The organism is Streptomyces sp. NPDC001027, assembly GCF_040299045.1.
Taxonomy (GTDB): domain Bacteria; phylum Actinomycetota; class Actinomycetes; order Streptomycetales; family Streptomycetaceae; genus Streptomyces.
Genome location: NZ_JBEPBI010000055.1, coordinates 24,185 through 45,851, shown reverse-complemented (window position 1 = coordinate 45,851; position 21,667 = coordinate 24,185). Strand labels below are relative to the sequence as shown.

At 70.7% G+C, this 21,667-nt stretch carries 14 protein-coding genes and 3 pseudogenes; 6 read left to right on the top strand and 11 right to left on the bottom strand.

Annotated elements, in window-relative coordinates:
• Positions 1-1,093: pseudogene (locus tag ABT300_RS17810) on the top strand (Tat pathway signal sequence domain protein); the annotation flags it as partial.
• Positions 1,094-1,294: 201 nt separating this feature from the next.
• Positions 1,295-2,341 (top strand): LacI family DNA-binding transcriptional regulator, encoded by a 1,047-nt coding sequence (locus ABT300_RS17805; RefSeq protein ID WP_351676346.1) that lies wholly within the window; start codon positions 1,295-1,297, stop codon positions 2,339-2,341.
• A gap of 226 nt (positions 2,342-2,567) precedes the next feature.
• Here ABT300_RS17805 and ABT300_RS17795 read toward each other — a convergent pair whose 3' ends face one another.
• From ABT300_RS17795 to ABT300_RS17780, 4 genes are all read right to left on the bottom strand, one after another.
• Positions 2,568-3,848 carry a phosphatase PAP2 family protein gene (locus ABT300_RS17795; protein WP_351676345.1) on the bottom strand — a complete coding sequence of 427 codons (1,281 nt, stop codon included), beginning with the start codon at positions 3,846-3,848 and terminating at the stop codon, positions 2,568-2,570.
• Between the two features lie 391 nt (positions 3,849-4,239).
• The gene (locus tag ABT300_RS17790) at positions 4,240-4,920 is read right to left on the bottom strand and encodes an SDR family NAD(P)-dependent oxidoreductase (protein ID WP_351676344.1); all 681 of its coding nucleotides are present in this window, start codon (positions 4,918-4,920) and stop codon (positions 4,240-4,242) included.
• A 48-nt stretch (positions 4,921-4,968) separates the two neighbouring features.
• Positions 4,969-7,794, bottom strand: a complete 2,826-nt coding sequence (locus ABT300_RS17785) for an FAD-binding and (Fe-S)-binding domain-containing protein (RefSeq protein ID WP_351676342.1) — start codon at positions 7,792-7,794, stop codon at positions 4,969-4,971.
• On the bottom strand, positions 7,781-9,493 hold the full coding sequence (locus ABT300_RS17780; protein WP_351676340.1) for an IlvD/Edd family dehydratase: 1,713 nt from the start codon (positions 9,491-9,493) through the stop codon (positions 7,781-7,783). The genes ABT300_RS17785 and ABT300_RS17780 overlap by 14 nt, the downstream gene beginning before the upstream one ends.
• A gap of 49 nt (positions 9,494-9,542) precedes the next feature.
• On the opposite strand from ABT300_RS17780, the gene ABT300_RS17775 reads away from it, so the two are divergent.
• From ABT300_RS17775 to ABT300_RS17760, 4 genes are read left to right on the top strand one after another with little or no spacing between them, the layout of a single operon-like run.
• A complete protein-coding gene (locus tag ABT300_RS17775) occupies positions 9,543-10,367 on the top strand; it encodes an IclR family transcriptional regulator (protein WP_351676338.1) in 825 nt (274 codons plus the stop codon).
• A gap of 45 nt (positions 10,368-10,412) precedes the next feature.
• Positions 10,413-11,273 (top strand): fumarylacetoacetate hydrolase family protein, encoded by an 861-nt coding sequence (locus ABT300_RS17770; RefSeq protein ID WP_351676336.1) that lies wholly within the window; start codon positions 10,413-10,415, stop codon positions 11,271-11,273.
• An 11-nt stretch (positions 11,274-11,284) separates the two neighbouring features.
• On the top strand, positions 11,285-12,334 hold the full coding sequence (locus ABT300_RS17765; protein WP_351676334.1) for a zinc-dependent alcohol dehydrogenase: 1,050 nt from the start codon (positions 11,285-11,287) through the stop codon (positions 12,332-12,334).
• Complete coding sequence (locus ABT300_RS17760) at positions 12,331-13,071, top strand: SDR family NAD(P)-dependent oxidoreductase (RefSeq protein ID WP_351676332.1); 741 nt, start codon at positions 12,331-12,333, stop codon at positions 13,069-13,071. Before ABT300_RS17765 ends, ABT300_RS17760 begins: the two co-directional genes overlap by 4 nt.
• Before the next feature lie 35 nt (positions 13,072-13,106).
• Here ABT300_RS17760 and ABT300_RS17755 read toward each other — a convergent pair.
• The 7 genes and pseudogenes from ABT300_RS17755 to ABT300_RS17720 form a co-directional block, all read right to left on the bottom strand.
• Positions 13,107-13,757: pseudogene (locus tag ABT300_RS17755) on the bottom strand (RNA-guided endonuclease InsQ/TnpB family protein); the annotation flags it as partial.
• A 450-nt stretch (positions 13,758-14,207) separates the two neighbouring features.
• Positions 14,208-14,936 (bottom strand): annotated as a pseudogene (locus ABT300_RS17745) (beta-galactosidase); the annotation flags it as partial.
• Positions 14,933-16,477: a glycoside hydrolase family 43 protein gene (locus ABT300_RS17740; RefSeq protein WP_351676330.1), complete on the bottom strand. Its 1,545-nt coding sequence runs from the start codon at positions 16,475-16,477 to the stop codon at positions 14,933-14,935. The gene ABT300_RS17740 and the pseudogene ABT300_RS17745, both read right to left, overlap by 4 nt.
• The gene (locus ABT300_RS17735; protein ID WP_351676328.1) at positions 16,474-17,745 is read right to left on the bottom strand and encodes an MFS transporter; all 1,272 of its coding nucleotides are present in this window, start codon (positions 17,743-17,745) and stop codon (positions 16,474-16,476) included. Before ABT300_RS17735 ends, ABT300_RS17740 begins: the two co-directional genes overlap by 4 nt.
• Positions 17,746-18,081: 336 nt before the next feature.
• Positions 18,082-18,933, bottom strand: coding sequence for an ATP-binding cassette domain-containing protein (locus ABT300_RS17730; RefSeq protein ID WP_351676326.1), 852 nt, complete (start codon positions 18,931-18,933; stop codon positions 18,082-18,084).
• Between the two features lie 3 nt (positions 18,934-18,936).
• Complete coding sequence (locus tag ABT300_RS17725; RefSeq protein ID WP_351676324.1) at positions 18,937-20,703, bottom strand: dipeptide/oligopeptide/nickel ABC transporter permease/ATP-binding protein; 1,767 nt, start codon at positions 20,701-20,703, stop codon at positions 18,937-18,939.
• Positions 20,703-21,641: an ABC transporter permease gene (locus ABT300_RS17720; protein WP_351676322.1), complete on the bottom strand. Its 939-nt coding sequence runs from the start codon at positions 21,639-21,641 to the stop codon at positions 20,703-20,705. Before ABT300_RS17720 ends, ABT300_RS17725 begins: the two co-directional genes overlap by 1 nt.
• Between the last annotated feature and the right edge of the window lie 26 nt (positions 21,642-21,667).

The window sequence follows — 21,667 nt, the reverse complement described above, 5'->3', positions numbered from 1 at the left end:
CGACGACACCGTCGTGATCACCAGGGTCGTCCTCGACTCCGGCGGGACCCCGGCGAGTCTCACCGTCGCCGCGGCCTCGTCGAAGGACCTGACCGGCGCGGACTTCACCCTGTACACGGCCGACGGTACGAAGGTCGGCGTACTGCAGGGCTCTCTGGACGCCGGCGCCCGCACCCTCACCTTGGCGGGCGGCAACGACGGCAAGGTCCTCGCCGCCATCGCCGAGGGGGCCAAGCTGCGGATCGACAACCGCTGGTTCCTGGCCCTGTGCTCCTACTACCGTCATCAGATCCCGAGCCGCGCCGGGTTCCATGTCTGGGACCAGTTCCTGAGCGCGGACGGCAAGCCGCTGTACCCGCAGCGCTCCCTCGAGATCGCCCCGCTCATCTCGAGGGGCGCCAGTGGCGGCGGCAGTTGGAGCGGGATGCTGCACGGCAAGACGATCGCCGTGGCCAACCTGTTGGACTCCGACGCCTTCCCCTGGCACGCCGACTGGTACGACCAGCAGGTGCGGGCGCAGCTCGGCGACGCGTACGACGACACCTTCCGCCTCTGGTACAACGACTACGCCGACCACCAGGAAGACGCCGTCATCACCCCGGCACGCGAGGCTCACTTCATCGACTTCACGCTCATCGTGCAGCAGGCCCTGCGCGACGTGAGCGCGTGGACGGAGCGCGGTGTCAAGCCGCCTCGGTCCACCTGCTACACCGTGTCCGACGGCCAGGTGCGCGTTCCCGCGCGCGCTTCGGTCCGCCACGGCGTCCAGCCGGTGGTCCACCTGAGCGTGGGCCATGGGGACCGCGTCAAGGTCCGCACGGGAGAGCGGGTCGTCTTCCGCGCCTCGGTCCAGGTGCCGCCGGGCGCGGGCCAACTGGTGTCCGTCGAGTGGGACGCGCTCGGTACGGGGGCGTACTCGCCGGTGCCGTTCGGCGCGGGGCGCCAGGAGGTGGACCTGCACCGCACGCACGCCTACACCGCACCCGGCACCTACTTCGCGGTCCTACGCGCCACCGTGCAGCGCGAAGGTGATGCGAAGACCCCCTTCGCACGGGTGCAGAACCTGGCCCGCGTACGCGTCGTCGTGCGCTGACCTGCGAAGCACCCCGCCTCACTGATACCGGTACCGGGACGGGCGGAGTCTCTCGGCCTCCCCGCTCGGGCTCCGCCCGCCCGGCACCACCAGTACCGCTTCCCGTCGTCCTCAGCAGGAGCATGAACGGGCTCGGGTACGCATCGCGGTCCGCTGACGTCGCGTTCCCGTACGACGGCGGGCTGAAATAGGATGCCGCGCATGACCGACGTGCAGCCGGGACGCAAGCAGGCGGTGGCCCGCGCCACGATCAAGGACGTGGCGCGGGAAGCCGGTGTCTCGGTCTCGGCCGTCTCCAAGGTCCTGCGCGACGCGTACGGCGTCAGTGCGGAGATGCGCGAGAAGGTCACTGCGGCGATCACTCGCCTCGACTACCGGCCGCACGCCGGGGCACGCGCCATGCGCGGCAAGTCCTTCACCGTCGGTGTCGTCCTGACCGACCTGTCCTCGCCGTTCCAGACCGAGGTCGCCCAGTCGATCAGTTCGGCGCTGGGCGAAGGCCCCTTCCAGGAGATCATCGCGATCGGCGGGACCGAGCCGGCGCGGCAGCGCCACTGTGTGGAAGCGCTGGTGGACCGCCAGGTCGACGGGCTCATCCTGATCGCGCCCTGGGTGGAGGTGGACTGGCTGGAACAGCTCGGTGACCGCATCCCGACGGTCGCGGTGGCCCTGCACGGCACTCCCGAGCACGTGGACACCGTGACCAACGACGACCGTCTCGGCGCCGCGCTCATGGTGGATCGCCTGGTGAGACTCGGCCACCGCCGCATCGCGCACACGGCGATGCCCGACGGCCCGTTCCAGGAGCCCTACGTGCTCTCGCACACCGCCCGCCGGCGCGGCTATGAGGAGGCCATGCGGCGCCACGGTCTCAAGCCGGACGTCGTCGTGACCTCGTACTCGGAACTCGGTGGGCACGAGGCAGCGACCGAACTCCTCGCGCGACCGCAACCGCCGACCGCGATCTTCGCCGGCGCGGACATAGCGGCCCTGGGAGTGCTGCGGGCCGCGGCGGACAAGGGCCTCAGCGTCCCCGCCGACGTGAGCGTCGTCGGCTACGACGACATCTTCGCCGCCCGCATAAGCCGCGTCTCACTGACGACGGTCGACCAGTCCGGCGAGCTCACCGGCTCCGTCAGTGCACGGCTTCTCCTCGAACGCATCAAGGGCCGCGGCGTGTCCGTGCACTACGTCGTCGCACCTCGCGTGGTGGAACGGAGCACGGCTGCGGCGCCGTCCGCGTCCTGAGGGCCCGGCCGTGGCTGGTGCGGTCGGTCGAGCGCGTCAGCGCCCGGACGCTCTGCTCGCCGACCGCGGCTACGACCACGACACGTACCGACGGCTGGCACGGGCGCGCGGTATCGCGCCGCTGATCGCCGAGCGAGGCCAAAAGCACGGCTCTGGCCTGGGCGTCTTCCGTCCTGTACAGGCGGCGACGCTCTGTCTCGCTCACCGGTCGCACATCGGCGTCGGATCAGAGAAGCTCGGGCTGCGGTTCGCGTCGCGGTTCCGCGTGGCCCGGCACGGCCGTCAGTTTCGACTGCATGGTGATCCGTGCATAGCCGTACACCACTGAAACCGTTGCCAGCATGAGCAACGGGCCGAACACCCACGGAAGGGCGGCCATCTCCGTCGAGAGACAGCGGTACGACACCAAGAACGCGGTGAAGACCGTTGCGCCGTAGACGACGAACCGCTTCGCCGGCCGGTCCCAGCCGCGGTCGAGCGAGCCCAGCGCCATATCGATCGTGAGGGTGAAGACCACACCGGCGATGATGTCCGCGCCGTAGTGATAACCGAAGCCCAGCGTCGCGCCCAGCGTGGCGACCAGCCAGAACGCGCCTGCGAACCGCAGCACCCACGGGCCCTTGAGGGCATGGACGAAGATCGCGGTGGCCCATGCCGTGTGCAGACTGGGCATGCAGTTGCGCGGGGTGACCGCGTTGAACGGCACAGGCTGCGGATTGCCGACCGGCGGCGGAGTGTGCGGCCACAGATTGGTCACGGCCCAGTGCCCTCCGTCGGCGCCGTAGGCGAAGACCGGTCCGACCACCGGGAAGAGCATGTAGATGCCGGGCCCCAGCAGGCCGATGACCAGGAAGGTGCGCACCAGATGATGGCCCGGGAAACGGCGCTCGACCGCCACACGGCGCAGTTGGTACAGAGCGACCGCGACCGCCGCGACCGGAAGCTGGATGTAGACCCATTCGAGAATGTGGGCGCCGACCGTGCCGGTGGACGCGACGATCCGGCCCGCCAGCCACGACGGGTTGCCCAAGGCGTGATCGGCGGTGGCCACGTACTGGTCCAGCACCGTCGGGCGGGTCTTCGCCGTGATCAGTAGCCAGGCGTAGCCGGTCTTGCGGCCGGCGACCAGCAGCAGGGCCAGTCCCACGCCCTTCAGCAGCAGGACACGGTCCCGGCCGGTTCGGCGCGTGAGGGCGATGACGCCGCAGGCCAACGTCACCCACAATGCGCCGTTGCCGAACATCGCCTCGGCGTCGACAGCCCTTCGCACGAGCCAGAAGACGACGTCGATGCCGACCGCCGCACCGAGCGCGACGAACCGCTGGCGCCACGTGAGCACCACCGTCATCAACGCCATGCCGGCGTACAGCACGGTCCCCGACCTGGGTGCGAAGATCACCTCTCGCGCCTGGTCGGTGATCGGCCCCCGCACCCCGTACCGACGCGAGGCGATCTCCAGCGCGATGAGGAATCCGAGGCCCACCACGGTCACCGCGACCCACAACATGCTGCGTGGTCGACGCCATGGAACCGCCCGAAGGCTGCCGCTTATTCGCGAGAAACCGTGCAATACCCGAGATATCAATTTTCCAGCCGGTGTGTCATATTTCCATATCATTGCCCGCGAGCTCGAACATGCTAGCGGAACAGGCGGCTTCACCGATCCCCGGTACGTCGCATACAGCGATCGACGCCATCCGCCCGCGGCTCGACGGCGACCGGCCCGCCCACCGCGACCGGCACCCCTCCTCCGGGCAGCACGGGACGGAGACGATGTCCGTGCCGGCGGGACGGCGTCATGACCGATGTGGACATCATTGACAGTGCGCTGGGCGAGGGCAGCGAAAGGTCAGCCTGCTTCCCTTACACCATGTCCGCTGCCGTCCAGGCTGCGGATCTCAGTACGTCGCCCGCCCGCCGCTGATGTCGTAGACCGCGCCGGTGGAGAAGCTGACCCGGTCCGAGGCGAGGAAGGCGACCAGTTCCGCCACCTCTTCCGGGCGTCCGATCCGCTGCATGGGAATGAGGCCGGTGATGTGTTCGAGCACCTCGGGAGCGGTGCTGTCGTTCATGGGGGTGGCGATCACCGCGGGGGCGACGACGTTGACGAGGACGCCGCTGGTGGCCAGTTCCTTGCCCGCCGACTTGGTGAGCGCGATCACGGCCGCCTTGGACGCGGAGTAGGCGGACAGGTTGGGGTTGCCGTCCTTGCCGGCCATGCTCGCGAAGTTGACCACGCGTCCCCAGCCCCGGTCGCGCATCCCGGGGACGAACATCCGCAGGGTGTTCACCGTGCCCAGGACGTTGACGTCGAGGACCCGGCGCCACTCCTCGGCGGTGGTCTCCACGAGCGGCTTGTTGGGGCCGACGACGCCGGCCGAGTTGACCAGTATGTCCACCGGCCCGATCTCGTCGCGGATCCGGCGCAAGGCCTGTTCGTCTGTCACGTCGGCGCAGACGTCGGCACCGTCGATGTCCAGGGTGGTCACTCTCACCCCGTCGCTGCGAAGCCTCTGGGCGGCGGCTAGGCCGAGTCCGCCGGCGCCTCCGGTGACGAGGGCCGTCTTCGTCGTCGTCATGGCTCTCCTGTGAGTCGAGGGCGTGGGTACGAACGCGCGAGCTTTCGGTCAGTCGGGCGTCGGGCGGGTGACTTCTTCGAGCACTTCGAGGAGGTGCCGGTAGGGGCGTCCGGTCGCCCGCGTCATGCCGAGTTCGCAGGTGCGGTTCACCGAGACGTACGCCGTCGCGTGCACGGTGCGGAGGGAGCGGGCCTCGGCAGCGACGGCGGAGGCCGCCAGTTCCGGATGCAGCAGTCCTCGGTCCCCGGCGAAGGCGCAGCAGCCCCATTCCTCCGGCTGGATCACGTCCTCTGCGGCCGCGGCGGCCACGCGCAGCAACGCCGGGTTGAGACCGAGCTGCGTCGAGGCACAGGTGGGGTGGACGACGAGTGAGGGGATGCGCCGGGCAGCAGGCAGACCTGGCAGGACCTCCGCGTCGACGAACGCCACCGCGTCCGTCACAGTGATCCCCTCCTCCGCCAGGAGGTGCGTCAGGCCTTCCGTGCAGGAGGCCGCGTCGACCACCACCGGCAGCGCCCCGTCGTCCGTTGCCGACCGCAGGACGGGGACGACGCGCTCGCGCATCACGGCATGACCGTCGGTCAGTCCCTTCGACTTCCACGGCGTGCCGCAGCACAGGGAAGCGATCCCCTCAGGTACCCGCACCTCGACTCCGGCCCGCTCGGACAGGGCCAGGAACGCGTCCCCGACGCCGTTCCCCTTCCCCGGCCCGACGGCGCCGAACATCGTGGACACGCAGGCCGGGAAGTAGACCGCTTGCGCGGACTCCGCAGTTCGGGGGCGTCTCCGCCTGCCGCCGCGCGGAAGCTCCGGGGACCATGCGGGTACGACGTCGGCGCCGAGCAGCGCCCTCCCGGCCGCTGTCGCGCTCACGGGCAGGGCGGCCGGCACGGCCCGTGCCGCGGTGAGCGCACCGGCCGCGACGCGGGTGACGCCGTCCCAGTGCCGGGCCGCCGAGGCCCAGGCCTTCTGTTCGGTGGGGCCGCGCCGTTCGGCGCGCAGTCGGCGGGTCAGGTCGCCCGTGTCGATGAGCACCGGGCACGCCGTGCGGCACATGCCGTCGACCGCGCAGGTGTCGACGACGTCGTACTGGGATTCCGCCTCCAGCCGGCCGACCAGTTCGGCGTCTCCCGCCGTCCGGGCACGGGCGAGCTCGCGGCGCAGCACGATCCGACGGCGCGGGGTCGTGGTGAGATCCTGGCTGGGACAGACCGGTTCGCAGTAGCCGCACTCCACACAGCGGTCCACTTCCTCCTCGACCGTGGGAGTCGACTTGAGGTGACGGATGTGGACGCCCGGGTCGTCGCTGATCAACACGCCCGGATTGAGCAGTCCGTGCGGGTCGAGAAGGTGTTTGACCTCGCGCATCACGTCGTAGAGCTCGTCGCCGTACTGGCGACGGACGTACGGCGCCATGATGCGTCCCGTGCCGTGCTCCGCCTTGAGGGTGCCGCCGTGGCCCAGGACGAGATCGACCATGTCGTCGGTGAACGCCAGGTAGCGCTCGACCAGTTCGGGTCGGTCGAAGTCCTCGTTGAGGAGGAAGTGGACGTTGCCGTGCCGTGCGTGCCCGAAGATCACGCCTCCGGTGTAGCCGTGACGGTCGAACAACTCGGTGAGCTGCGAACAGGTGGGCAGCAGTCGATCGACCGGTACGGCGACGTCCTCCAGCAAGGCCGTCGTGCCGGACGGGCGTGCGCCCGCGACCGCGGTGTAGAGCCCCTTGCGGATGTGCCAGAGCGCAGCACGGGTAGCCGGTTCGGTCGTCAGCGTGCCGGGAGCGGCCAGCGGGAGTGCAGCCAGGACCGGGGCGGTCTCCGAGACTCTTTCGCGCAGCGCCTCGGCCGTCGGATCCTGGTGTTCGACCAGGAGGGCGGTATGACCTCGCACCTGCGTCTCCCGCAGCGCGGCAGGGGCTCCGGGGTCCCGCTGGGCGATGCGCAGGCTTGTGGCGTCGAGGAGCTCGATGGTGACGAAGCCGGCGGCCACCAGGTCGGGCAGGGCGCCGGTCGCAGCGGTGAGATCAGGGAAGACGAGCAGCCCAGTGGCCGCGTGCGGATGGGCGGGCACGGTGCGGAAGGTCGCCTCGGCGACGAAGGCGAGGGTGCCCTCGCTGCCGATGACCAGGTGGGTGAGGATGTCGACCGGGCGGGTGTGGTCCACGAACGAGTTCACGCCGTAGCCCATGGTGTTCTTGATGGAGTACAGGCGGCGGATCGTCTCGACCGAGGCGGGGTTGCCGCGTACGCGGTCCCGCAGGCGCAGGAGTCCCTCGTGGACGTGCGGTTCGCGGGCGCGAAGGCGGTCGTCCGCGTCTGCTGCGCCCGTGTCGATGACCGTGCCGCTCGGCAGGACCAGGACGGCCGACTCCAGGGTGCGGTAGGCGTTGAGTTCGGTGCCGCAGGCCATGCCGCTGGAGTTGTTGGCGACGACGCCGCCGATCGTGCAGGCGCTCTCACTGGCGGGGTCCGGGCCGAGTCTGCGGCCGTAGCGGGCAAGACGACGGTTCACCGCCCGCACGGTGGCGCCCGGTTGGACCCGTACGCGGTTGCCGTCGTCGAGGATCTCGATGCCGCGGAAGTCACGACGGGTGTCGACGAGGATTCCGTCGTTGGCGGCCTGGCCGGAGAGACTGGTGCCGCCGGAGCGGAACGTCAGGGACAGGCCGTGGGCCGCGCTCGTGCGCAGGAGCTCGGCCACCTGGGTCGCGTCCTTCGGGGTGACCACCGCGTCGGGCACGAGCAGGTAGTGCGAGGCGTCGTGGGCGAAGGCGAGGCGGTCGGAGGCGCGGGCGGCCACGGCGCCCGGGACCGCCGCCTCCAGCCGCGCCAGCAGCGTGGCGTCGGGCGTGAGGAGACCGTCAGTGCGACTCACGGCTCACCTCCGATCCGCTGGAGCCGACCAGGAAGTCCAGGTCGGCGCCGGTGTCGGCCTGCAGGACGTGGTCGACGTAGAGGCGTTCCCAGCCGCGGCGGGGGGCGGCGAATCCGTCGACCGTGGCCTGGTCGGGCCCCCGGGCGGCGAGTTCGTCGGCGGGTACGTCGACGTCGATGCGGCGGGCCTCGACGTCGAGGCTGATGAAGTCCCCGGTGCGTACGAGCGCCAGCGGACCGCCCGCCGCGGCCTCCGGCGCCACGTGCAGCACGACGGTGCCGTACGCCGTGCCGCTCATCCGGCCGTCGCAGACCCGGACCATGTCACGCACGCCCTGCTCGAGCAGCTTCTTCGGCAGCGGCATGTTGGAGACCTCGGGCATCCCCGGATACCCCTTGGGGCCGCAGCCCCGCAGGACCAGGACCGAGTCGGCGTCGACATTGAGGTCCGGGTCGTCGATTCGGGCGCGGAAGTCCTCGATGGAGTCGAACACCAGGGCCCGGCCCCGGTGTCGAAGCAGGTGGGGTGAGGCCGCCGCGGGCTTGACGAGCGCGCCGTCGGGGGCCAGGTTCCCCCGCAGGACGGCGATGCCGCCCTCGGCGACCAGCGGCTCGGCGCGGGTGCGGATGACCTCGCCGTCCCAGATCGGGGCGTCGTCGAGATAGTCGACGAGCGGGGTTCCGGTGACCGTCAGTGCGTCCGGATCGAGCAGGTCGCGGGCCTCGCGCAGGACGGCGAGCAGGCCTCCGGCGCGGTGGAAGTCCTCCATGAGGAAGCGGCCGGCCGGCTGGAGGTCCACCAGGACCGGTACGCGCGAGCCGATGCGGTCGAAGTCGTCGAGCGTGAGCTCGATGCCCAACCGGCCCGCGATCGCCAGGAGATGGACGACGGCGTTGGTCGAACCGCCGACGGCGGCCAGTGCCACGATCGCGTTGTGGAACGACGCCTTGGTCAGGAAGGACCCCGGCCGCCGGTCGGCGCCCACCATGTCGACTGCCAGCCGGCCGGTGTGGTGCGCGGCCTCCAGCAGCCGGCTGTCGGGCGCGGGGGTCCCTGCCACACCGGGGATCACCGTGCCCAGCGCCTCCGCGACCAGAGCCATCGTCGATGCCGTCCCCATGGTGTTGCAGTGGCCGCGGCTGCGGATCATCGCCGACTCGGAGCGTACGAACTGCTCCTGCGAGAGCGTGCCCGCGCGGACCTCCTCCGACAGCTGCCACACACCGGTGCCGCAGCCCAGCAGGCCGCCGCGGAAGGTGCCGTTGAGCATCGGTCCGCCAGGGACGACGACCGCGGGCAGGTCCACCGACGCGGCGGCCATCAGCAGCGAGGGGATGGTCTTGTCGCAGCCGCCCAGCAGCACGACACCGTCGATGGGGTTGGCCCGCAGCATCTCTTCCGTGGCCATCGCGGCCATGTTGCGCCACAGCATGGCCGTGGGCCGCACGTTCGTCTCCCCCAGCGACACCACCGGCAGGTCCAGCGGGATCCCGCCGGCCTCGTACACGCCGTTGCGGACCGAGGCCGCAACCTCGTCGAGGTGGGCGTTGCAGGGGGTCAGGTCGGAGGCGGTGTTGGCGACGGCGATCTGGGGCCGGCCGGTGAAGGCGTCGCCCGGCACACCCCGCCGCATCCACGCCCGGTGGATGTAGGCGTTGCGGTCCTGACCCGCGTACCACTGCGCGCTGCGGAGAGCCACCTCGACACCCTTCCAATAATCGGTACGACAATCTAAAGTTTGGAACGCCATGAAGCATACGCAGACATTCGACGGATCGACAGACCCCGGCGAGGACGGCGGAAGCGGCGCCGACGGCAGCCGACTCGTCGGCTCGGACCGGGTACTCGCCGTCCTCAAGGAACTCGCGCGCCATCCCGACGGGGTGGGCCTTGACGAGCTGACCCGCACGATCGGCAGCCCGAAGCCGACCGTGCACCGCGCGCTCGGCGCCCTGCGCCGCGCCGGGCTGGCGGACCAGGACACGCACGGCCGCTACGTGCTCGGCGACGAGTTCCTTCGCATAGCCTTCGCGCACCACGAGGCCCGCCCCGACCACCTCCGCGTCCGCCCCGTCCTCGAGGCGTTGGCGCACCGGTTCGGCGAGACGGCTCACTATGCGGTCCTCGACGGCCGGGAGGTCGTCTACCGCGCCAAGGTCGACCCGCCCTCCGGCGCCGTCAAGCTGACGTCGACGATCGGCGGACGCAACCCCGCTCACGCCACCGCCGTCGGCAAACTGCTCCTCGCCTCGCGCCTGGGCACCCTGGAGGAGGTCGAGGCGTGGGTCGGCGATTCGGTCCTGGAACGGCGCACCCCGCGGACCCTGTGCACACCCCCCGACCTGCACCGCGAGTTGAGGACCGCGGCCGAATGCGGCTACGCAGTCGACGACCAGGAGAACGAGACCGGCGTCAACTGCATCGCGCTGCCCGTGTTCGCCACCTCGCCCACAGTGCCCTCGGGATCGGTGAGCGTCAGCGCGCTGGCCTACCGGATGCCCTTGGCAACCCTGTTGGACGCCCTCGACGAGATCCGGGCGCTGCTCGGCTCCCTCGGCGAGCCCCATTGCTGAAACCCCCCTCCCTCCTTATCTCACCGAACCCTGGAGACACCGCCCGTGTACCTCATGCGCATCGGCGAACCCGGCGCCGAGAAGCCCATCGCCCGTATCGACGACGAGACGTACGTCGATCTGTCGGACGTCGTCACCGACTTCGGCGAGACGTTCTTCGGCGACGGCGGCATCGACCGCATCCGACCCCTCGTGGCCGAGCGGGCCGCCGCAGGCCAGGTCTCCCGATTCGACGGAGAACGCATCGGCGCCCCCATCGCGCGCCCGCACCAGATCCTGTGCATCGGGCTCAACTACCGTGACCACGCGGCCGAGAGCGGCATGCCCGTTCCCGACGAGCCGATCCTGTTCACCAAATCCCCCAACACCCTGATCGGCCCGTACGACGACGTGCGCATTCCTCGCGGGTCCACCAAGGCCGACTGGGAGGTGGAACTCGGCATCGTCATCGGCCGCCGCACCGGCTACCTGGAGTCGGTCGAGGACGCCCGCGACGCCATCGCCGGATACGTCGTCGTCAACGACGTCAGCGAGCGCGCCTTCCAGTTGGAACGCGGCGGACAGTGGGCCAAGGGCAAGTCCGCCGAGACCTTCAACCCCGCGGGTCCGTGGCTCGCCACCTCCGACGAGATCGACGACGTCCTCGCCCTGGACATGTGGCTGGACGTCAACGGCGTGCGCCGACAGACCGGCAACACCAAGACGATGATCTTCGACCCGTACTTCATCGTGCACTACCTCAGCCAGTTCCTCGTGCTGGAGCCCGGCGATCTGATCAACACGGGCACTCCGCCCGGCGTCGGCATGGGCTTCACCCCGCCCGTCTACCTCCAGCCGGGCGACGTGATGGAGCTGGGCATCCAGCAGCTCGGCGCTCAGCGCCAGAACGTGCTCGGGCCCCGGTGAGCCTGCCCTCCATGCGTGCGTTCGTCCTGACGGCGCCCGGCGTCCACGACGTCCAGGACCTCCCCGCGCCGGTGGCCGGGCCCGGCGAAGTCGTCATCGACGTCGAGCGGGTCGGCGTGTGCGGCACCGACGTGGAGTTCTTCACCGGTGAGATGGCCTACCTCCACCAGGGCCACTCCGCCTACCCGATGCGACTCGGCCACGAATGGTGCGGCCGTGTCACGACGGTCGGCGACGGCGTCGACCACGCGTGGATCGGAAGACGCGTCATGGGCGACACGATGATCGGCTGCGGTTCCTGCAGACGCTGCCGGCGCGGGCGCCAGCATGTCTGTGAGAGACGGCACGAGGTGGGCATACGCACCGGCCGCCCCGGTGCCCTGGCCGAGCAACTCGCCTATCCGGTCAGCTCGTTGCACGCTCTGCCGGACTCCGTCGACGAGGTGCTCGGCGCACTGGTGGAGCCGGGCGGCAACGCCCTGCGCGCTGCTCAGGCCGCCGCGGCGGGGGCCGGAGACCGGGCACTGGTCCTGGGCCCGGGGACGATCGGCCTGCTGAGCGCGATGTTCCTCCGTGCAGCCGGGGCGGAAGTCCACCTCATGGGCGTCACCGAGGACTCGCTCGCCTTCGCCCGGAGTCTCGGTTTCGCGGACGCGTGGACGGAGGACTCGTTGCCGGACCTGCCGTTCGACGCGGTCGTCGACGCCTCGAACGCCGTCCATCTGCCGCACAGGGCTCTGGAGTTGGTCGAACCCGCCGGCCGCCTCGTGTACATCGGCCTGGCGGGCGAGCCGAGCAGGATCGACACCCGCCTGCTCGCCCTCAAGGACGTCACCGCCGTCGGCATCCTGTCCGCTTCGCCCGGCCTCGACGCCACCATCCGCGCCTATGCCGACGGTTCCATCGACCCCAGACCTCTGGTCGCCTCGACCGTCGGACTCGCCCAGGCCGGTGCGGTCCTCGCCGGCGAGCGGCCGCCGGACGCGGGACCCGGTCCGAAGATCCATGTCGACCCCCGTCGAGACACCGTCCGGTCAACCTGGGGAGTGAGCAGTCCATGAGTGAGTTCGACGGTCTCACCGCACTCGTCACCGGCGGATGCAGCGGCATCGGGGCCGCGACCGCCGCGCTGCTCCGGGACCGGGGCGCACGGGTGGCGGTCCTGGACGTCCGAGTCGAAGGCGCACCCGAGGGCGTGCCGGCCATGGTGTGCGACGTCGCCGACGCAGCCGCGGTCGACGAGACGATCACCAAGGCCGTCGCTCGCCTGGGCGGTCTCGACGTCCTGGTGAACAGCGCCGGCATCGGAGCAGTCGGCGACATCGGCCGCAACGACGACGCCGAGTGGGCCCGGGTGCTCGACGTCAACGTCACCGGCATCGCCAGGGTCACCCGCGCGGCTCTGCCCCACCTGCGAAGCTCGTCCCGCGCGGCGGTGGTGAACCTGTGCTCTGCCGTCGCCTACCTGGGCGTACGCCAGAGGGCCTTGTACAGCGCCAGCAAGGGCGCGGTCCACGCCCTCACGCTGGCCATGGCCGCCGACCACGCGGCAGACGGGATCCGCGTCAACGCCGTCGCCCCCGGCACGGCGGACACACCGTGGGTGACCCGTCTGCTCGACGACGCGGAGGACCCGCAGGCGGCGGCCGAAGCCCTGCGCGCGCGCCAGCCGTTGGGGCGTCTGGTGACTGCCGAGGAGGTGGCCCACGCCATCGCGTCCCTCGCCTCCCCGCGAGCCGGATCGACCACGGGAACGATCCTCCGGGTGGACGGCGGCATGACCAGTCTGCGTCTTTGACATCCTCCCCCAGCTAAAGCGGGGGGATTCCGAGCTCATGCAGCCTGGCGGACCGGCGGTCCGTCAGGTCTTCCGCAATCAGCACTAGCCGGGTTGAGACCAGCCCGGACGAGCATCACGCGGGCGGAGTTCTTGTCCCGGGGGGACACGGCTCCGCACGCGGTGCACGCGTAGGTTCGTTCTGAGAGAGGTAGTGCGTGCTTGGTTCTCGCACCGCACTGTGCGCAGTCCATCGTCGTGTGGGCCGGGTGCACGAGGTGCACGGTCCGGCCGTGCTTGCGGGCCATCTCGGTCAGCGCGGTCTTCGTCGCGCCGATCGCGGCGTCGGCGGCCTTGCGGGCCGTCGTCGACCTCGCGAGGAACTTCGGCTTGAAGTCCTCGACGGCGAGCTGGTCGAAGTCGCGCACGACCGTCTTGGCCCACTTGCGGGCGGTGTCCTGGCGCTGCCGGGCGACCTTCTTGTGGACCTTGGCCGCGGCGCGGGACGCCGCCCGGTAGCCCTTGGACGCGGCCTTCCCACGCGCGGGCTTCCGCCTCGCCGTCTGCCTCTGGCAGCGGGCCAGCTTCGCAGCGGCGCTCTTCCCGTGCTGCGGGTGGGGAAGGTCGTGCGGGTCGCTGGTGGTGGTGGCGGTCTCCCTGACGCCCCAGTCGATGCCGATCGACCGGCCGGTCTCCGGCAGCGCCTCGGTGACCGTCTCGACGACGAGCGCGACCGGCGGCGGCTATGGTCTGCAAGGCATGCGAGAGCGCGTGGAACGGCTCGGCGGCACGTTCCGCGCAGGACCGGCGGACGGCGGCTGGCGGGTGGAAGCGGAGGTCCCGGCGTGAAAGTCCTGATCGTCGACGACCAGACGCTCATCCGCGACGGGCTGGTCACCATCTGCGAGCGGTTGCCAGGCGTCCAGGTCGTGGCCACCGCCGGGGAGGGACGCCAGGCCGTCGACGCCGTCGAGGCGCAGGCCCATGGCCTCCCGCTTCCGCGTAGGCCCCCAGCCAGTCGAGCGTCCGGTCGTCGGCGAGGTACAGGCCGGAGGCGACCAGCACCCGGTGCTGCCGGGCCGCCTGCTCGCAGGACGTGTCGGCGAGTTCCCGGGCGTGCACGATGCGCGCCTGGAGCCGGGCGTCGAACGCGCCTCGGTGGTGACGAACTGCTCCGGGCGCGCGTACTCCCGCACGATCCCGGCCTGCCAGGCGATGTACTCGTTCACCTGTCTGGCCTGGAACTCCCGCCACGCGATGTCGTACTGGGGCTGCGCGTTGCCGTCGGGCGTCCACAGGTCGGCCCAGGTGGACAGCCGGTGCGACCAGTAGACCAGGCCCCACGCCCGGTTGAGGGTCTCCACGTCGCCGTACTTCGCCCGCAGATCGTCCACGAAGCGCTGGAACACGCCGTGGTTGTACAGGAGTTCGTTGCCGGGTTCGTTGTCGACCTGGAATCCGATGACGGCCGGGTGGCCGGCGTGCCGTTCGAGGATTCTGCGGGTCACCCGCTCGGCGTGGAAGCGGAACGCCGGGTGGGTGATGTCGGCCTCCTGCCGGGCGCCCCAGGGGATGCGCCGGCCGGTGCTCCGCTCCCCCGCGATCTCCGGGTACTGACGGGCGAGCCACGGCGGCACCGCGTACGTCGGGGTTCCCAGGAGGACGGAGATGCCGCGTTCGTGGGCGCCGTCCAGGACCGGCTGAAGCCAGTCGAGCTCGAAGCGGCCGTTCTCCGGTTCCCAGGTGGACCAGACGGACTCGCCGACCCGGATGACGGTGAAGCGGGCCTGGGCCATCAGGTCGAGGTCGTCTTCGAGACGGTCGTACGGCTGGTACTCGTGGTAGTAGGCCGCGCCGAACAGCACGCGGCGCGGCAGCGAGGTCATGACGAGCCCTCTCCGTGGTAGCGGAGGTCGCTGAAGTGGACGGTGCCGTGCTCGGCGAAGACACCGGTGACGCGACCGGTGAACGGTGACGCCAGTTCGACGGACCAGAAGCGGCCGTCCAGTTCGGCTAGCGCGGTCTCGGCGCCGGACTCGTCCACGACGACGAGCCTGATCGTGTCGCCGGGCGGGAGCCAGGGCACCTTGTGCGGTTCGGGCACACGGGTTTCGAGCCGCAGGAGCACCTGGTGGCCCGGCACCTCGGCGGTCCAGGTCTGGGTCAGCGCGGGCAGGCTGCCCCGTGCCGTGACCAGGAGGCCGTCGCCGGACGGCGCCCGTTCGGCGACGAGTGTGACCGTGTGCCGCTCGTCGTAGCGCAGACCGAGCCCGCCCCTGCCGTCCGCCGGGTCGACGCGGGCCTCGAAGACGCTGCTCAGATGGCGCTGCCGACGGCCGAGGAAGTCGGGCCTGAAGACGTCCAGGCCGCCCGAGCCCGCGCTCATGGTCAGTTGACCGGGTCGTACGTCGAGGGAAGCGACGTCGGCGGGGGCTCGCCCCACCGCCAGCCAGCCGGGGTCGTTCAGGGCGGCCGGGCCGGTGAACTCGAAGTACTCGTCCAGTGACTCCGGGCGCGGGCTCACCTCCACGGGCGCCGGGCACGGCCAGTCGTCGACCCATTCCACGCCGGTGACGAACGTCTCCCGGCCCAGGGGCGAGGCCTTGCCGGCCATGCGTGTGCCGAGCAGCACCAGGACGTCCTCGCCGTGCGGGCCGCGGACCAGGTCGGCGTGGCCGGTGCACTGGACGGAGCGGTCGGTGCCCGAGGCGCACAGCACGGGGTTGGCCGGGGCTCCTTCGAACGGCCCCTCGATGCTCGGCCCCCGGGCCACGCTCACCGCGTGGCCGTACCCGGTGCCGCCTTCCGCGATCATCAGGTACCAGTGGTCGCCGCGCCGGAACAGGTGGGGCGCCTCGGGCGCGACCAGCCCTGTTCCGGACCACAGCTCCCGGGGTTCCTCCAGCGCCCGTCCCTCGGCGAGGTCGACCCTGGCCTGGAGGATGCCCCGGTGCTCGACGACCGTCGTCCCGTCCAGGTGCAGGCCGCTGTAGGTGACGTAGGCGGCGCCCGTCTCGTCCCAGGCCAGGTCGGGATCGATACCGATGATCCCGTCGAGGGTGATGCCGTCGCTCCAGGGTCCGGCCGGGTCGGCCGCGGTGAAGACGACGCAGCCGCGGGGACTGGTGGCCACCGTGACGATCACGTGGAAGAGGCCGTCGTGGTGGCGGACGGTCGGGGCCCACACTCCCCCGGAGTCCGGCACGTTCGCGACTCTCACCTGCTCCTCACGGGTCGCCACGTTGCCGATGTGGTCCCAGGAGACGAAGTCGGTGCTGCGGTAGACCGGCAGCGCGGGCAGGTACTCGAACGACGAGGTGACCAGGTACCAGGCTCCGTCGACGAGGACACAGCTGGGGTCCGGGTTGAACCCGGGGATCAACGGGTTCGGCAGCGGTGCGGCCGGGTGCGGGTTCGGCGATGTCATGGCTGGTCCTGCCTTTTCGAGGGTGCGGAGGTCGCGGGCTCGCCCGGGGAGACAGGCGACGTCGCGGGCTGGTCCGTGGCCTGGTCGGTCGTCCCGTCGGGCCGGTCGGCTCCCCGCCGTCCGGATCTGCGCCAGGGCTCGCACACCAGCGCCGCGAGGAACGCGAGAACACATGCCGCGGCCAACGGGGCGTGTGCTCCCCAACCGGTGACGAGCAGCCCCGCGAGAGCAGTCCCGGCCACGTTGCCGATGGCGAGCACACTGCCCATCCATCCGAACGCCTCGGCGGCGGAGCCCGTCGGAGCCGTCGCGGACAGTCGTTCGAAGAGGCTGGACAGCGCAGGTGCGACGGTCATGCCCCAGAAGAAGAGCCATACGAGCAGAACGGTCTGATCAGTCGTGAGTGCGAGCACGCCCAGTCCCGCCGCCACGTACGACAGCGGGCGCCGCAATCTCGTCTTCTGACGTCTGCGCGCGCCGTGGACCAGTCCGCCCACGAGGGACCCGAGGCTGCCCACCGCGAGCACGAAGCCCGCATCCGTCGACACGTCGGAGCCGCTCACCAGGGCGACCACGCCGAGGACCTGGGCGGCCAGCGCACAGGTCAGCAGCGCTCCCGCCGCGAAGAGTCGGGGCAGACCCCGCACCCGCAGCACGGCACCGCCGCGGACGGGCGCCACGACCACGCGGCCGGCCTCCGCGTCACGGCTCGCCGCGTAGGCGAGCGTTCCGACGAGAACGAGCGTGCCGCACGCGGCGAGCGCGAGGCGGGGCCCGCCGACGGCGGCCAGGAACGACGTGATCACCGGCCCCACGACGAAGACGACCTCCTGCGCGGTCGCCTCCAGTGCGAAGAAGGTGCGTCCCTGTTCCGGACGGACCAGTACCGGCACTGTCGCCCGCACGGTCGAGGTGAGCGGAGGCGTGCACAGCCCCAGGCACAGCGACAGGCAGACCAGCAGCACCGGTTCCGGGGGAACCAGGATGAGCGCCGCCATGGCCGCGGTGTGCAGTGCGGCGGTGGCGGCGAGGAGCCGGCGTCGGCCGCGCGCCTCGGCCAGTCTGCTCAACAGCGGTCCGGAGACCAGGGCTCCGATCATGCCGACCGCCGACACCGCGCTGTACACCGCGTAACTCGACCGGTCGATGGTGAGCATCAGCATGGCGAGGCTGGTCATGCCCTGGTTGAAACGCCCCACGATGGAGGTGAGGAACAGCCAGGACACCGAGGGAGTGCGCAGGAACTCCCGGTAGGCGGCTACGGGCACGGCCGAGTCCCCGCTGCGTCAAGGTGGGACTGATGTGATGTGTTCACTCTGTTCCTTGTCGAGATGTGTGTGCAGCAGCAGCGGGGAGCCCCGGCCCGAGCCCCCGGGTCAGCGCACGACGACCCGTACCCGGCCCAGATTGCGCACCCGGGCGAACGGCGTGTGCGTGTCACCCTCGCGTTGAGCGGTCGCGCGCAGTGCTCCTTGCGGGTGACGTGACTTCCGCGTCGGTGCGAGCCATGGCGGGTCGCCGGCCGATGCCGGCGTCCCGCCGTGGCAGGGCACGCCGGGAAGGCGTTCGTCGACGGCGTACGGTCCCACCTGGGGAACGCTGGGTCAGCGGACGTCCGTGGTCTCCGGCAGGTCGGCGCCCTCGGCGGCGGCGAGGCTCAGCCGCTTCGCCCGGCGGACGCGCTGTCGCTTCGGGTCGGCGACAGGCGCCGCCATCTGGAGCTTGCGGGTGTAGGGGTGCTGCGGATTCGTCGCGACGTCGTGGGCGTCGCCGATCTCGGCGATGCGCCCCTGGTTGAGGACGGCGATCCGGTCGCTGACCTGGTTCACCACGCCCAGGTCATGGCTGATGAACAGATAGGCCACGCCGCTCTGACGCTGGATGTCCTGGAGCAGTGTGAGAACCCGAGCCTGTGTCGTGACGTCCAGGGCGCTGGTGGGTTCGTCGCAGATGATGACCGAGGGGTCCAGGGCGAGGGCCCGCGCGATGGCGACGCGCTGCCGCTGTCCGCCGGAGAACTCCCGCGGGTACCTTCCGCCGGAGTCGGCCGGGAGACCGACGGCGTCCAGGAGTTCCCGTACCCGTGTGCGTCCGTCCCGGGAGCCGGCGGCGAGGAGGGGTTCCACCAGGATGTCCTCGACCGCCATCGACGGGTTCAGCGAGGAGTACGGGTCCTGGAACACGACCTGGATGTCGCGTGCGATCTTGCGTCGGCGGGCCCGGGAGATGTTGCTGATGGCCTCGCCGCGGAAGGAGACGGAGCCGGAGGTCACCGGCGCGAGCCCGAGAATCGCGCGGCCGATCGTCGTCTTCCCCGATCCGGATTCGCCCACCAGGCTCAGGGTCTCCCCCGCGCGCAGGTCGAACGAGACGTCGTCGATCACCGTGGCGCCCTTGCCCCGGCGCCCTCCGTAGCACACGACGAGGTTCTCGACCTTCAGAACCGTTTCCGTCATCCGTCACACCTCCGCGATCTCGACACGGCGTGCCGACGAGAGCAGTTCCCTTGTGTACGCCTCGGCGGGCGCCTCGAAGAGCGCGTCCACATCGCTGCGCTCCACGATGTGCCCGTCCTTCATCACACTGACCCGGTCGCAGAGGTCCGCGACGACGCCGAGGTTGTGCGTCACGAGGATCACGGCCAGGCCGCGTTCGTCCCGCAGCTCGCGGAGCAGCTCGAGTACCTCCGCCTGAACGGTCACGTCCAGGGCGGTGGTCGGCTCGTCCGCCACGATCAGGTCCGGGCCCGAGGCGATCGCGCCGCAGATGAGGACGCGCTGGGCCATGCCTCCGGAGATCTCGTGCGGGTACTGACCGAACACCCGTTCCGGGCTCTTGATCCCGACCCGCGCGAGCAGGGCCAGCAGTTCCCGTTCCGCCTCCCGCTTCGTGAGGTCCTTCACCGCGCGCAGCCCGTAGGTGAGCTGCGCGCCCACCGTGAAGCACGGGTCGAGGTTGGACATGGGTTCCTGCGGCACGTAGGCGATCCGTCGGCCGCGCGCCTCACGCATGTGGTGCGCGTCCGCGAGCAGGTCCTTGCCGTCGAGGACGATGCTGCCGCCCAGGACGACCGCTTCACGGGGCAGAATGCCCAGGGTGGAGAACGCGATCTGCGACTTGCCGGACCCGGACTCGCCGACCAGACCGTGGATCTCCCCGCGCCGGACGTCGAGGTCGACGCCGTGCACCACCTCGTTCACCCCGTCCTCGCCGTCCGGGTAGCCGATGCGCAGGCCGCGCACGGACAGGACCGCGTCCGCCGGAGCGTTCGTCGTCTCCGGACCCGCCGCCCGGTCCTGCGCCTGCCGGATCAGTGCGCGGCGCCGGCTCGGGGTCATCGCCTTGCTGTGGGTGGACGACTGGAGCACGTCGCGCAGGGCGTTGCCGAGCAGGACGAGTGCCAGGACGGTCAGGCTGATGAGAAGCGCCGGCCACAGGACGCCGGCCTTGTTGTTGTAGATGTTGCCGAACGCCTCCTGGAGCACGCCGCCCCATGACGCCTTCGCCGGGTCGCTCAGGCCGAGGAAGCCCAGTCCGGCCTCGATGCCGATCGCCGAGGCCAGGACGAACGCGCTCTGGATGATCACGGGCGCGCGGACGGCCCAGAGCACGTGCCTGCCGACGATCCGCAGGTCGGAGAGGCCGACCACCTTGGCCGCGTCCACGTACAGCTCGTTGCGGACCCCGAGGACGACGTTTCTCACGAGGCGGAAGTAGGACGGTGCGACGATCAGCCCGTAGGTGGCCATCGCCGCCACGATGTTCGCCCCGGTCCGCGTGTAGAGCGCGATGAGCAGGATGATGCCGGGGGTGGCCATGACCACGTCGGAGGCCCAGTTCGACACGGCGTCGACCCTGCCCCGGTAGAAACCGGCGACGAGGCCGGTGGTCACGCCGAGCACCATGGAGACGAGGAGCACCACCAGGCAGGCGAGCATGGTCTGCAGGGTGCCGCTCATGAGCCGGGACAGGATGTCCCGTCCCGTCGAGTCCGTCCCGAGGAGGTGCCCGGAGGAGAACGGCGCCGTGTTCACAGAGTTGACGTCCGTCACGTTCTGACCGTGCGGAGCCAGCCAGGGGCTGGACAGTCCCGCGAACATGACGCAGACCAGGAAGGTCAGGCAGATGAGGGCCTGCGGGTTGGTGAGCAGCCGTCGGACGAGCGAGGCTCCCTTGGCGGCCGGCTGGGCCGGCCCGGCCGTTGTCAGCGGGGGCGTCGTGGTCATCACTTCCTCGCCTTCGGGTTGACCGCTGCCGTGACGAGGTCGCCCAGCAGGTTGACGACGAGGACGACGAGGATGGTCACCAGCACGCATCCCATGACCAGGGGCACGTCGCCCTTCTGAGCGGAGGTGTTGCTGAGGTCGCCCAGTCCGGGGAGCGCGAACACCGCCTCGATGATCACCGCCCCGCCGATGAGACCGAGGGTCTGCAGGCTCAGGGTGGTCAGTCCGGGACCGGCTGCGTTGCGCAGCACGTGCCGGAAGACGACCCGTGACTCGGGGACGCCGCGTGCCCGCAGCGTTCGGACGAAATCCTGCGAGAGCGTGTCGAGGACCGCTCCGCGGAACTGTGCGGCGGCGTTGGCGACGGAGCCGATGAGCAGCGCGATCACCGGGAGCGTGATCGATTCGAGCCACCCACGGAGGCTCTGGTCCGGCGAGACGTACCCCGTCGCCGGGAACATCCGGATCGAGACGGCGAAGGCGAAGACGAGACCGATGGCGATGATGAAGGGCGGCACGGCCGCGCCCGAGACCGACATGAACTGCACCATCCGGTCGATCCATCCGCCGCGGACGGCGGCGGCGACCCCGATGAGGACGCTCACCGCCGTCGTCAGCACGATCGTCAGCACGATCAGAGCCAGGGTCACCGGGACCCGGGAGGAGAGGGCGGACGTCACGGACTCGCCCGTGAAGAAGGACTCGCCGAGGTCACCGGTGACGACTCCCTTGAGCCAGTCCCAGTACTGGACCAGCAGCGGCTTGTCCAACCCCAGCTTGACGACCTCGGCCCGGACGTCGCTCTCGGTCGCTCTCACTCCGAGGACCGACCGCGCGATGCCGGTCCCGTTGCCGTACATCAGGGCGAAGGTCGCGAAGCTCACGAGAAGCAGCACGCTCGCCGAGCGGACCAGTTTCCTCAGTACTGCACCCAACACCTGCGGCTCCAATCGTTCCCCTCCGT